Origin of the sequence: Mycobacterium pseudokansasii (assembly GCF_900566075.1) — a bacterium.
GTDB classification, from domain to species: Bacteria; Actinomycetota; Actinomycetes; order Mycobacteriales; family Mycobacteriaceae; genus Mycobacterium; species Mycobacterium pseudokansasii.
Window position 1 is genome coordinate 6232083 of record NZ_UPHU01000001.1, and the last position, 12817, is coordinate 6244899.

10 protein-coding genes are annotated in these 12817 nt (G+C 66.3%); all 10 read left to right on the forward strand.

Features of this window, described 5'->3' with window-relative positions; translation table 11 throughout:
• The first annotated feature begins 2 nt into the window (after positions 1 to 2).
• The 10 genes from eccB (at position 3) to EET10_RS28280 (ending at position 12755) form a co-directional block, all read left to right on the forward strand.
• Complete coding sequence (eccB, locus tag EET10_RS28235) at positions 3 to 1445, forward strand: type VII secretion protein EccB (RefSeq protein ID WP_122502702.1); 1443 nt, start codon at positions 3 to 5, stop codon at positions 1443 to 1445.
• Positions 1445 to 3682 (forward strand): type VII secretion protein EccCa, encoded by a 2238-nt coding sequence (gene eccCa, locus EET10_RS28240; RefSeq protein ID WP_063467256.1) that lies wholly within the window; start codon positions 1445 to 1447, stop codon positions 3680 to 3682. Before eccB ends, eccCa begins: the two co-directional genes overlap by 1 nt.
• On the forward strand, positions 3679 to 5451 hold the full coding sequence (gene eccCb, locus EET10_RS28245; protein ID WP_099187859.1) for a type VII secretion protein EccCb: 1773 nt from the start codon (positions 3679 to 3681) through the stop codon (positions 5449 to 5451). Before eccCa ends, eccCb begins: the two co-directional genes overlap by 4 nt.
• Before the next feature lie 149 nt (positions 5452 to 5600).
• Entirely contained in the window at positions 5601 to 5897 is a 297-nt protein-coding gene (locus tag EET10_RS28250; protein ID WP_036404593.1) for a PE domain-containing protein, read from the forward strand.
• Positions 5898 to 5939: 42 nt separating this feature from the next.
• Positions 5940 to 7040: a PPE family protein gene (locus tag EET10_RS28255; protein WP_036404904.1), complete on the forward strand. Its 1101-nt coding sequence runs from the start codon at positions 5940 to 5942 to the stop codon at positions 7038 to 7040.
• A gap of 89 nt (positions 7041 to 7129) precedes the next feature.
• Positions 7130 to 7432 (forward strand): type VII secretion system ESX-1 WXG100 family target CFP-10, encoded by a 303-nt coding sequence (esxB, locus tag EET10_RS28260; protein ID WP_023368929.1) that lies wholly within the window; start codon positions 7130 to 7132, stop codon positions 7430 to 7432.
• Between the two features lie 36 nt (positions 7433 to 7468).
• Positions 7469 to 7756: a type VII secretion system ESX-1 WXG100 family target ESAT-6 gene (gene esxA, locus EET10_RS28265; RefSeq protein ID WP_036404596.1), complete on the forward strand. Its 288-nt coding sequence runs from the start codon at positions 7469 to 7471 to the stop codon at positions 7754 to 7756.
• Positions 7757 to 7872: 116 nt separating this feature from the next.
• Positions 7873 to 10302, forward strand: a complete 2430-nt coding sequence (locus EET10_RS32555) for a MinD/ParA family ATP-binding protein (RefSeq protein ID WP_122502703.1) — start codon at positions 7873 to 7875, stop codon at positions 10300 to 10302.
• Positions 10299 to 11834: a type VII secretion integral membrane protein EccD gene (gene eccD / locus EET10_RS28275; RefSeq protein WP_036404602.1), complete on the forward strand. Its 1536-nt coding sequence runs from the start codon at positions 10299 to 10301 to the stop codon at positions 11832 to 11834. The genes EET10_RS32555 and eccD overlap by 4 nt, the downstream gene beginning before the upstream one ends.
• Before the next feature lie 114 nt (positions 11835 to 11948).
• Positions 11949 to 12755 (forward strand): hypothetical protein, encoded by an 807-nt coding sequence (locus EET10_RS28280; RefSeq protein ID WP_063467259.1) that lies wholly within the window; start codon positions 11949 to 11951, stop codon positions 12753 to 12755.
• Positions 12756 to 12817 lie beyond the last annotated feature (62 nt).

Consider the following 12817-nt stretch of genomic DNA (forward strand, 5'->3'; position numbering starts at 1 on the left):
CCATGGGGCTTCGCCTCACCACCAAGGTTCAGGTCAGCGGCTGGCGCTTCCTGCTTCGCCGCCTCGAGCACGCCATCGTGCGGCGCGACACCCGCATGTTCGACGATCCGCTGCAGTTCTACAGCCGTTCGGTTGGACTCGGCATCGTCATCGCGGTCTTGCTCCTGCTCGGGGCCGGGCTGCTGGCCTTTTTCAAACCTCAGGGCAAGCTCGGCGCCAGCAGCCTTCTCACCGACCGGGCGACCAACCAGCTGTATGTGATCGTGTCGGGACAGTTGCATCCCGTCTACAACCTGACCTCGGCGCGGCTGGTGCTGGGCAACCCGGCCAACCCCGCCACCGTGAAGTCCTCGGAACTGAGCAGGATGCCTTTGGGTCAGACCATCGGGATCCCCGGCGCCCCTTACGCCACACCGGTTTCGGGGGACACGACCTCGACGTGGACCCTGTGCGACACCGTCGTCCGGCCCGGCGCGGCCTCCGCCGCAGTTCAGACGTCGGTGCTGGTGATGCCGTTGCTGATCGATTCGTCGATAAACCCGATCGAGGCCAACGAGGCGACGCTGGCGACCTACCAGGGTCAAACCTGGATCGTCACCGCCAAGGGTCGCCACTCGATCGATCTCAGCGACCGGGCCCTCACCTCAGCCATGGGTATACCCGTCACCGCCCAGCCGGTGCCGATGTCGGAGGGCATGTTCAATGCGCTGCCCGCGATGGGCGCCTGGCAGCTGCCGCCCATACCCGGCGCGGGAACACCGAATACCCTTGGGCTGCCCGATGATCTGGTGATCGGCTCGGTATTTCAGATCCACACCGACAAGGGGCCGCAATACTACGTGGTGCTGCCCGACGGTATCGCCGCGGTGAACGCGACGACGGCGGCGGCGCTGCGTGCGACCCAGTCGCACGGACTGGTGGCACCGCCAGCGGTCGTGCCGAGCCTGGTCGTGCGCATTCCCGAACGCGTTTACGACTCACCGCTGCCCGCCGAGCAGCTCAAGATCATGTCCCGGCCGGACGAACCCACCCTGTGCTGGATGTGGGAACGCAGAGCCGGAGATCAGTCGCCGAAGACGACGGTCCTGTCCGGACGGCATCTGCCGATCCCGCCTTCGGCCATGAACAGCGGTATCAAGCAGATCCAGGGCACCGCAACGGTGTACATCGACGGTGGCAAGTTCGTCCAGTTGCAGTCGCGGGATCCGCGCTACGGCGAATCGATGTATTACATCGACCCGGAGGGGGTGCGCTACGGGGTCGCCAACGCCGATTCCGCCAAGGCACTGGGCCTGGGTTCCCCGAAAACCGCTCCCTGGGAGGTGGTTCGGCTGCTGGTTGATGGGCCGGTGCTGTCCAAAGACGCGGCCCTGCTAGAGCATGAAACGCTGCCCGCCGATCCCAGTCCACGAAAAGTTCCCGCCGGAACACCCGGAGCCCCCTGATGACGACCAAGAAATTCACCCCGACCATCACTCGCGGCCCGCGGCTGACCCCGGGCGAGATCAGCCTCACGCCACCCGACGATCTCGGTATCGACATTCCGCCCTCGGGCGTTCAGAAGGTCCTGCCCTACGTGATGGGTGGCGCCATGCTCGGCATGATCGCGATCATGTTCGCCGGCGGTCGGCAGCTGTCGCCCTACATGCTGATGATGCCGCTGATGATGATCGTGATGATGGTCGGCTCCCTGGCCGGGGGTTCCGGCGGCGGCGGCAAAAAGGTGCCGGAAATCAACGCCGACCGCAAGGAATATCTGCGTTATCTGGCCGGGCTCCGCGGACGGGTGACGTCCTCGGCCACCTCGCAGGTGGCGTTCTTCGGTTACCACGCCCCCCATCCCGACGATCTGCTGTCGCTCGTCGGCACTCAGCGGCAGTGGTCGCGGCCGGCCAACAGCGACTTCTACGCGGCCACCCGGATCGGGATCGGCGACCAGCCGGCGGTGGATCGATTGCTGAAACCGGCCGTCGGCGGCGAATTGGCCGCGACTTCAGCGGCACCGCAACCGTATCTCGAACCGGTCAGCCACATGTGGGTGGTCAAGTTCCTGCGCACCCATGGGCTGATCCACGACTGCCCGAAACTGCTGCAGTTGCGCACCTTTCCCACCATCGCGATCGGCGGCGCGCGGCCGGGCGCCGACCGGCTGCTGACGGCCATGATCTGCCATCTGGCGGTGTTCCATCCGCCGGACCTGTTGCAGATCCGGGTCCTCACCGAAGATCCGGAGGACCCCGATTGGTCCTGGCTCAAATGGTTGCCGCACGTTCAGCATCAGACCGATACCGACGCCGCCGGGCCAGTCCGGATGATCTACACGCGCCCGGATGGTCTGGCCGACCTGGCCGCGCGCGGGCCGCACGCCCCCGACACGCTTCCCACCGGCCCTTATGTCGTCGTCGTGGACCTCACCGGCGGCAAAGCCGGATTCCCGCCCGACGGCCGGGCCGGTGTCACGGTGCTCACCCTGGGCAACCACCGCGGCTCGGCATACCGCATCCGGGTCGCCGAGGACGGGACCGCTGACGACCGGCTGCCGGGCCAGCAGTTTCGCCTGGTGACCTCGGTCGCCGACAGCATGTCACCGCAAGAAGCGGCCCGTCTTGCCCGCAAGCTGGCCGGCTGGTCGATCACGGGCACCATCCTGGACAAGACCGCACGCGTCCAGAAGAAGGTCGCAACCGAATGGCATCAACTGGTGGGCGCCAAGGCCGTCGAGGAGATCACCCCCTCCCGCTGGCGGATGTACACCGACACCGACCGTGATCGACTCAAGATTCCCTTCGGCCACGAACTCAAGACCGGCAACGTCATGTACCTGGATATCAAGGAAGGTGCGGAATTCGGCGGCGGGCCGCATGGGATGCTGATCGGCACCACAGGGTCCGGGAAATCCGAATTTCTGCGCACGCTGATCCTGTCGTTGGTGGCCATGACCCACCCGGATCAGGTCAACCTGCTGCTCACCGACTTCAAGGGCGGCTCGACCTTCCTGGGAATGGAAAAGCTTCCGCACACCGCCGCCGTCATCACCAACATGGCCGAGGAAGCCGAGCTCGTGAGCCGGATGGGCGAGGTGTTGACCGGCGAACTGGACCGCCGCCAGTCGATTCTGCGTCAGGCCGGGATCAAGGTCGGCGCGTCCGGCGCCCTCTCCGGGGTCGCCGAGTACGAGAAGTACCGGGAACGCGGGGCCGATCTTCCTCCACTGCCAACGCTTTTCGTGGTCGTGGACGAGTTCGCCGAGCTGCTGCAAAGTCATCCCGACTTCATCGGCCTGTTCGACCGGATCTGCCGGGTGGGCCGGTCACTGCGGGTACATCTGCTGCTGGCCACCCAGTCGCTGCAGACCGGCGGTGTTCGCATCGACAAGCTGGAACCCAACCTGACCTACCGAATCGCGTTGCGCACCACCAGCTCTCATGAGTCCAAGGCGGTGATCGGGACTCCGGAAGCGGTCTACATCACCAACAAAGAGAGCGGTGTCGGGTTCCTGCGGGTGGGCATGGAAGACCCCGTCAAGTTCAGCACGTTCTATATCAGTGGGCCGTATATTCCGCCGGCGGGGGTCGACGCCAATGGCGACGGCAGCAAGGCCGGTCCGCAGATTCCCAAGCAGGCCTTGCGAATCCGACCGTTCACCGCAGCCCCGGTGCTCGAGGAGGCCTTGACGTCATGACCACTACCGAGACACGCACGTTGCGTGAGGTCATCCTGGACCAACTCAGCACCGCGGAGTCGCGGGCGTACAAGATGTGGCTGCCACCGCTGACCGATCCCACACCGCTCGACGAGCTGGTCGCCCGCGACCGGCGCCAACCGCTGCGCTTCGCTCTGGGCATCATGGACGAACCGCGCCGCCACCTCCAGGACGTCTGGGGAGTCGACGTATCCGGCGCCGGCGGGAACATCGGGATCGGCGGCGCACCGCAGACCGGGAAGTCCACCCTGCTGCAGACGCTGGTGATGTCGGCGGCTGCCACCCACTCACCGCGCAATGTCCAGTTCTATTGCATCGACCTCGGCGGCGGCGGTCTGATCTATCTGGAAAACCTGCCGCACGTCGGCGGGGTGGCCAGCCGCTCGGAGCCCGACAAGGTCGCCCGGGTGGTCGCGGAGATGCAATCCGTGCTGCGGCAACGGGAAACCACCTTCAAGGAACACCGGGTGGGCTCTATCGCCATGTACCGGCAGCTGCGTGACGATCCGAACCAGCCCGTCGCGGCTGACCCCTACGGTGACGTATTCCTGATCATCGACGGGTGGCCGGCCTTCGTCAGCGAGTTTCCCGACCTGGAATTGCAGGTCCAGGACCTGGCCGCACAGGGGCTGTCGTTCGGCGTGCACGTCATCATCTCGACGCCCCGGTGGACGGAGCTGAAGTCACGCGTCCGCGACTACCTGGGCACCAAGATCGAGTTCCGGCTCGGCGACGTCAACGAGACCCAGATCGACCGGATTGCCCGGGAGATCCCGGCGAATCGGCCGGGCCGAGCGGTGTCGATGGAAAAGCACCACTTGATGATCGGGGCGCCCAGGTTCGACGGCGTGCACAGCGCCGAGAACCTGGTGGAGGCGATGACCGCGGGGGTGGCGCAGATCGCGGCCCAGCACACCGACCAGGCACCGCCGGTCCGGGTCCTGCCCGAGCGGATCCACCTGTACGAGCTCGACCCGAACCCGCCTGGGCCGGAGTCCGATTACCGCACTCGTTGGGAGATCCCGATCGGATTGCGCGAGACGGACCTGTCGGTGGCGCACGCCCACATGCACTCGAACCCGCACCTATTGATCTTCGGTGCGGCCAAGTCGGGCAAGACGACCATTGCCCACGCTATCGCGCAAGCGATCTGTGCCCGCAACAGTCCCGACCAAGTGCGGTTCATGCTCGCGGACTACCGCTCGGGCCTGCTTGACGCGGTACCCGATAGCCATCTGCTGTCCGCCGGTGCGATCAACCGCAATAGCGCCAGCCTGGACGAGGCGGTCAAGGCCCTGGCCGCCAACCTGAAGAAGCGGCTGCCGCCCACCGACCTGACGACGGCACAATTGCGCTCGCGTTCGTGGTGGAGCGGATTCGATGTGGTACTCCTGGTCGATGATTGGCACATGATTGTGGGTGCCGCCGGTGGCATGCCCCCAATGGCACCGCTGGCACCGTTATTGCCGGCTGCGACAGATATCGGGCTGCACATCATTGTGACCTGCCAGATGAGCCAGGCATACAAGGCGACCATGGACAAGTTCGTGGGCGCGGCATTCGGGTCGGGCGCCCCCACAATGTTCCTTTCGGGCGAGAAGCAGGAATTCCCGTCGAGCGAGTTCAAGGTCAAGCGGCGGCCCCCTGGCCAGGCATTTCTGGTCTCACCGGAAGGCAAAGAGGTCATCCAGGCCCCCTACATCGAGCCTCCAGAAGAAGTGTTCGCAGCACCCCCAACCCCCGGTTAAGATTATTTCAATCGCGGCGAGGAGGTCCCGAGGCCGCGGTAATCGGAGCCCAGCGCGGTGCTCTTCGTCGGGGTTTGTTTCCGGCTATAACTAAACGAACTAAACGATTTAACGGCTAGACGGCAAATACCAGGAGAAGAAGTCGGCAAATGGAAGAAATGTCACACGCCGCCGCCGCTGCCGACATTGGCGGGCAAGTGAGCGATACCGCGCTCGGTGGTGTGGCAGCTGGCGCGACGGCGGTGACCTCGGTAACCGGGCTGGTGCCCGCGGGCGCCGACGAGGTGTCGGCCCAGGCGGCCGCGGCGTTCGCCTCCGCGGGCGCGCAGATGCTGGCTTCCAACCGCTCGGCCCAAGCCGAACTGCAACGGGCCGGACACGCGGTCCAGGACATCGCCCGGGCTTATACGCAAGTCGACGACGGCGCCGCCGGCGTCATCGTCTAACAAGTCAACCAACCAACAGAGCAACCAGAAGGAGTGATCGCCATGTGGTGGCACGCAATGCCGCCGGAGCTGAACACCGCCCGGCTGATGGCCGGCGCGGGGCCGGCTCCGATGCTGGCCGCAGCCACGGGCTGGGCGGCCTTCGCGGCCGCGCTGGATGCTCAGGCCGTCGAATTGACCGCTCGGTTGAACTCGCTGGGTGAAGCGTGGACCGGCGGCAGCAGCGACAAGGCCATCGCGGCTGCCCTGCCGATGGTCACCTGGCTGCAGACCGCCTCGACGCAGGCGAAGACGCGGGGCCTGCAGGCCACGGCGCAGGCAGCCGCATACACGCAGGCGATGGCGACGACGCCGTCACTGGTCGAGATTGCGGCCAACCACATCACCACCGCAATTCTGACGGCCACCAACTTCTTCGGCATCAACACCGTGCCCATCGCCTTCAACGAGATGGACTACTTCATCCGCATGTGGACCCAGGCCGCCCTGGCGATGGACGTCTACCAGGCTGAGACCCTGGCCAACACGCTCTTCGAAAAGCTCGAGCCGATGACGGCGATCCTCGATCCGAGCATGAGCGGCCAGAGTATGGCATCGGCACCGATGTTCGACATGGCGTCGCAGGTCACCGGCATACCGGCCAGTCAGCTGCAGGCGACGGCCGGGCAGCTCGCCGAGGCGAGCGGGCCCATGCAGCAGCTGACCCAGCCGATGCAGCAGGTGACGTCGCTGTTCAGCCAGACCGGCGGCATGGGCGGCAGCAGCGCGGCCGACGACGAGGCCATGCAGATGGGCCTGGTCGGCACCAGTCCGCTGTCCAACCACCCGCTGGCCGGCGGGTCCGGAGCCAGTATGGGGGCGGGTTTACTGCGCGGGGAGGCGCTGCCGGGCGCCGGCGGGACGTTGGCCCGCACGCCGCTCATGAGCGAGTTGCTCGACAAGCCTGTCGGCCCGGCCGTGCAACCCGCCGCTGCTGCGGGGTCGTCGGCGACCAGCGGAGCGGCCCCGGTCGGTGCCGGCGCGATGGGACAGGGAGCACAATCCGGCGGTTCTTCCCGACCGGGGCTGGCCGCACCGGCCACGCTCACCCAGGAGCGCAACGACGCAGACGAAGACGCCTGGGACGACGAGGACGACTGGTGAGCGTCGCAGACAACAGACTTCCCGGCCACCCGGGCCGGAAGACTTGCCAACATTTTGGCGAGGAAAAGAAAGAGAGAAAGTAGTCCAGCATGGCAGAGATGAAGACCGATGCCGCTACCCTCGCGCAGGAGGCAGGTAACTTCGAGCGGATCTCCGGTGACCTGAAGACCCAGATCGACCAGGTCGAATCAACCGCTGCTTCGCTGCAGGCCCAATGGCGTGGTGCGGCGGGAACGGCGGCCCAGGCCGCGGTGGTGCGCTTCCAGGAGGCGGCCAACAAACAAAAGGCGGAGCTCGAGGAAATTTCGACGAACATTCGTCAGGCCGGCGTCCAATACTCGAAGGCCGACGAGGAGCAGCAGCAGGCGCTGTCCTCACAAATGGGCTTCTGACCCCCTAATTACCATAAAGAAACGGAGCAATAGGACATGACAGAGCAGCAGTGGAATTTCGCGGGCATCGAGGCCGCGGCCAGCGCAATTCAGGGAAATGTCACCAGCATTCATTCCCTTCTTGACGAGGGCAAGCAGTCCTTGACCAAACTGGCTGCGGCCTGGGGCGGTAGCGGTTCGGAGGCCTACCAGGGTGTCCAGCAGAAGTGGGACGCCACCGCTCAGGAGCTGAACAGCGCGCTGCAGAACCTCTCGCGCACAATCAGCGAAGCCGGTCAGGCCATGGCCTCGACCGAGGGCAACGTGACGGGGATGTTCGCATAGGTAACACCCTATTCGCGTACAATACCGAAGCACGAGATCGGGCGAGTTCAACCCTTTGGGGATCTCGCCCCTTCTCGTGCTTTGTCCTATTATTGGCGAACTTCTGAGAGGTTCTCATGCCGGCCGACTATGACAAACTCTTTCGGCCCGCTGAAGGTTCGGAGCCGCCAGAAGCAGAGAGCACGGAATCGTACTTCGATGCGAGTTCGCCGTATCCGCCGCCCGTCAAACCCAATGGCGATGTTCCCGCCACGCCGATCGACTGGTCGCAACCGTTTCCCCAGGCCGCAGCGACACCGCCGCCGGTGTCGGTAGAGGCGCCACCGCCGCCACCGAAGGCGCCGCTGCCCCCCATGCCCATGAGCGGACCCTCGCCGACACCACCCGAACCGCCGCCGGCACCACCCGAACCACCAGAACCACCACCGGCACCTTCGCAGGCCGCCGAACCGGCACCGGCCGGGCCCAAGTCGCCACTGCCTCCCATGCCTATCGGCGGACCCCCGCCGGCACCACCCGAACCACCGCCGGCACCACCCGAACCGCAAGAAGCACCGTCGCGGGATAAGTCTGCGACTGAACCGCAAGAACCACCACCGGCAGATAAGCCGGCCGCCGCCGAACCGGCACCGGCGACGCCGATCAGCGAAGCCGCCCCTGCCGGGCCCAAGTCGCTACTGCCCCCCATGCCAATCGGCGGACCGCCGCCGGCCCCACCTGAACCACCGCCGGCACCACCCGAGCCACCGGTCCCACCCTCCGTACGACCGCACGCCTTCGCCGAACCACCGGCGCCGCCTGAACCCGCGGAGACGGCACCGCCCGGCAAACCGGTGTCCGCGGCTGAACCGCCGGCCGGCAAGCAGCCCTCGGCCGAACCGCCACCGGCACCTCCGTCACCCAAACCACCAGTCGCATCGATGCCGATGGGCGCGCCGCCGACGGCGGCCCCACCCCGACCCGAAGCTCCGCGCACCCCCGGCCCACCGCCGCCGGCCACGACTTGGCGATCACCATCCCCTCCGGCGGCACCGCAACCGTCGCGGTCCGCCACCGAACCGTTTGCGGTGACCCCGAAACCACCGCAGCCTCCTACCGCGCCGACTCGGCCGGTAGCGACCGAAACGTCACCACACAGCGTTGGGGCCGGCGAGCATCAGCAACCGCAGCACCCTGCGCCGCCCTCCGCGCAACCGCCGTATGATGCTCCCCGGCATTCGCGACGCGCCCGCCGGGGTCACCGCTATCGGCCCGAACCGGACGACGACGAGGCGCCGTCGGCAACTGGTGCCGCCCTTCCGCAACGCCCGTCGACAGACGAGACGCAACCGACGTCCAGGGTCGGACCGGCATCCGCCTTCACGTGGTTGCCGCAAAGCCACTCCGCCGTCGATCGTCCGTCGGCGGCCGCGCCTCCTACCGAAACCCATCCCGAACCCACCGGCGGTCGTCGCGCCAGGCGGCGCGCCGATCAGGCCGCTGACGCGACACCGACCGCGCCGCCTCCATCCGGGCTGGCGCCCACTCGGGCACAGCCCCCGGACCCGGTGCGCGCTCAACCGCCGCACTCTCCCACCCACGGCCAATCCCCACCTGTTCCGGCTCCGGCAAGGCCCCGGAGCGAGCCTGCTGCCGTCGATGGTCGTCGCGCCGGGAAGCCCGCGAAGCTGGTATCCAAACGGGGGTGGCGGCGTTGGGTGCACTCGGTCACCCGGATCAACTTCGGACTTTCACCCGACGAGAAGTACGAACTGGGCCTGCGCAACCGGGTCAGCAGAAGACCTCGCGGCTCGTATCAGATCGCGGTGCTCGGCCTGAAGGGCGGTGCCGGCAAGACCACCACGACGGTCACGCTGGGCACGACGCTGGCGCAGGTGCGGGGTGACCGGATCCTGGTGCTCGACGCGGATCCGGGCTGCGGCAACCTCGCCGACCGCGCGGGCCGTTCGTCGCCGTCGTCGATCGCGGATCTCCTGGCCGACCCGGAGTTGTCGCACTACAACGACGTGCGCGCGCACACCAGCGTCAACGCCGCCAATCTCGAAATCCTGCCGGCTGGGGAATACACCACCGCACGCCGCGGGCTCAGCGGCGAGGACATACGGGTCGCGGTCGACAAGGTATCCAAGTTCTACAACCTCGTCATTGCCGACTGCGGAGCCGGGCTCTTCGACCCGGTGACCCGCGGCGTACTGGAAACATCGTCGGCAATAGTGATCGTGACGAACGTGTCGATCGACAGCGCTCGTCAGGCCGCAATTGCGCTGGAGTGGTTGCGTCACAACGGATATCAGGATCTTCTGAACCGCGCCTGCGTGGTCGTCGACCACGTCTCTGTCGGCGAGACCAACGTCGCGGAAAAGCACGTGGTCCGGCAGTTCGAACAGCAGCTCTCGCCCGGCCGGGTGGTGGTCTTACCGTGGGACAAGCACATCGCGGCTGGCGGCGAAATTCACCTCGACCAGCTCGGCCCGGTCTACAAGCGACGAATCCTCGAGCTGGCAGCAGCTTTATCCGACGATTTTGAAAGGGCCGGACGCCGATGAGCGCACCTGCCGTTGCCGCCCCTGCCGCCGCCACGGGAACAACTCCGCCCAAACCCGCGACCACCCGGGTGACCATCCTGACCGGCAAACGGATGACGGACCTGGTGTTGCCCGCGGCGGCGCCCATGGAAACCTATATCGACGACACCGTCGCGGTGCTGGCCGATCTGCTGGAAGACACCCCGGCCGATGTCTTAGCCGGCTTCGACTTTTCCGCACAGGGAGTGTGGGCCTTCGCCCGGCCCGGATTCCCGCCGCTGAGACTGGATCAGTCGCTCGACGAAGCCGGAGTGGTCGACGGCTCATTGCTCACCCTGGTCACCGTGAGCCGGACCGAGCGGTATCGGCCGCTCGTCGAAGACGTCATCGACGCGATCGCGGTGCTTGACGAGTCGCCGGAGTTCGACCGCTCTGCGCTGGATCGTTTCGTTTACGTGGCAATACCGGTGATGACCCTGCCGATCACCGCGGTCGCCGTGCGGGCGTGGTGGGCAACCGGCCGCAGCCCGTTCTGGCCGCTGGCGATAGGCATCATCGGGGTGGCTGTCCTAGTGGGCTGCTTTGTCGCAAAACGCTTCTACCAGAAATTGGGCCTGGCCGAGAGCCTGCTGCTCACGGCCTACCAACCGCTCACCGCCGCGGCGGCGATCGCCGTTCCCCTGCCGCGTGGAGTCAACTCGCTGGGAGCTCCACAGCTCGCGGCTGCCGCCACGGCCGTGCTGTTCGTGACGCTGATGACCCGCGGCGGTCCTCGGCGGCGTCATGAATTGGCGTCGTTCGTCGCGATCACATCGATCGCGACCATTGCCGCCGCCGTCGCCTTCGGCTATGGCTACCAGCACTGGGTTCCTGCAGGCGCGATCGCATTCGGGCTGTTCATCGTCACGAATGCGGCCAAACTGACCGTCGCCGTCGCGCGGATTGCGCTACCGCCCATCCCCGTTCCGGGCGAAACCGTGGACAACGAGGAACTGCTCGATCCCGTCACCGCCCAGGACGCCACCAACGAGGAGACGCCGACCTGGCAGGCCATCATCGCGTCCGCGCCGGCGTCCGCCGCACGTCTGACCGAGCGCAGCAAACTGGCCAAGCAACTGCTCATCGGTTACGTCACGGCCGGGACCCTGGTCCTTGCCGCCGGTTCGATCCCGGTTGTGGTCCACGGACACTTCTTCGTGCACAGCTTGGTGGTGGCGGGCCTGATCACAGTGATCTGTGGGTTCCGGTCGCGGCTGTACGCAGACAGGTGGTGTGCATGGGCAATGTTGGCGGCGGCCGTCGTGATCCCCACGGGTCTCGCGGTCAAGCTCAGCCTGTGGTATCCGCATTATGCCTGGCTGATGCTGACCATCTTCCTCGCCACCGCCATGGTGGCTCTGATCGTGGTGGGAGCGACGGCTCAGGTTCGTCGCGTCTCGCCGGTGATGAAGCGGATTCTGGAATTGATCGACGGCGCAATGGTGGCATCAATCGTTCCCCTGCTGCTGTGGATCACCAGTGTCTACGACATGGTTCGGAATATCCGCTTCTGAGCTTGTCGGCGTGCCTTTATATGCACTGCACTCGTGACCGAAATTGGCGCGATTGGCCTGATGTGATGTCGGGTAAAATTTGCTCGATGGGTAACCTACAGAAGGGATTTTGTGATGGCTGAACCACTGGCCGTCGATCCCGCCCGCCTCATTGCCGCTGGAAGCAAACTCGCCGAACTCGTTTTCCCGACGCTTCCGGCAGCTATCGCGGCGACCGGATCCGATCCGATATCGGCAGCGATCAACGAGACGATGCCGGGCATCGAATCATTGGTCTCCGACGGTTTGCCCGGCGTCAGCGCCGCTCTCAAGCGGACGGCGACCAGCATGGCCACCGCGGCTGACATCTATAGCAAAGCCGATCAGTCGCTGGGCGACGCTTTGACGCAGTACCAGTTCGGCTCCGACGGCCAGCAGCGCGCAACCAGCGGGGTAGCCGGTGCCGCGGCAAGCCTGACCGGACCGTCTGCCCAATCGCTGGACGCTCCTGCCGCGCAACTGCTAGGTGCTCCAGCCGCGCAACTGCTGGGTGCGCCCGCGGGTGCGGTGTCGCAGCTCGGCCAGGCGGTAAGCGCTCAGGCCGAGGCGCTGTCGCCACGGGTGGCTGCGACGGTGCCACAGGTCGTCCAGCTGGCCCCACAAGCCGGCCAGATGGCGCAGCAAGCATCTCCGATCGCGCAGACCATCAGTCAGTCAGCGCAACAAGCGGCCTCACAGAGCTCGCAAGGCGCATCGCCCGCCCAGCTCGCCTCCGACGCGAAGCCGGAGCAGCAGGGGCAACTCGTCGATGACACCAAGAAAGACGAGGACAAAGACGACGAAGACGGCGCCACAGCCGGCGCAGCCACGTTGGTCAGCGCTCCTGTCCACGCCGCAACGGGCGGCAACGCGTCGGCGGGCTCGGTCGCAGCACCCGTCTAAGCGGCTGACACCGCTTTCGCCGTCGCCGCCCAAGTAATCGACATTGGGTCGCCACGTCCAGG

Bases quoted from the DNA above. Each gene is read 5' to 3' on its own strand.
- eccB (WP_122502702.1), top strand. From the start codon at position 3: ATGGGGCTTCGCCTCACCACCAAGGTTCAGGTCAGCGGCTGGCGCTTC.
- eccCa (WP_063467256.1), top strand. From the start codon at position 1,445: ATGACGACCAAGAAATTCACCCCGACCATCACTCGCGGCCCGCGGCTG.
- eccCb (WP_099187859.1), top strand. From the start codon at position 3,679: ATGACCACTACCGAGACACGCACGTTGCGTGAGGTCATCCTGGACCAA.
- EET10_RS28250 (WP_036404593.1), top strand. From the start codon at position 5,601: ATGGAAGAAATGTCACACGCCGCCGCCGCTGCCGACATTGGCGGGCAA.
- EET10_RS28255 (WP_036404904.1), top strand. From the start codon at position 5,940: ATGTGGTGGCACGCAATGCCGCCGGAGCTGAACACCGCCCGGCTGATG.
- esxB (WP_023368929.1), top strand. From the start codon at position 7,130: ATGGCAGAGATGAAGACCGATGCCGCTACCCTCGCGCAGGAGGCAGGT.
- esxA (WP_036404596.1), top strand. From the start codon at position 7,469: ATGACAGAGCAGCAGTGGAATTTCGCGGGCATCGAGGCCGCGGCCAGC.
- EET10_RS32555 (WP_122502703.1), top strand. From the start codon at position 7,873: ATGCCGGCCGACTATGACAAACTCTTTCGGCCCGCTGAAGGTTCGGAG.
- eccD (WP_036404602.1), top strand. From the start codon at position 10,299: ATGAGCGCACCTGCCGTTGCCGCCCCTGCCGCCGCCACGGGAACAACT.
- EET10_RS28280 (WP_063467259.1), top strand. From the start codon at position 11,949: ATGGCTGAACCACTGGCCGTCGATCCCGCCCGCCTCATTGCCGCTGGA.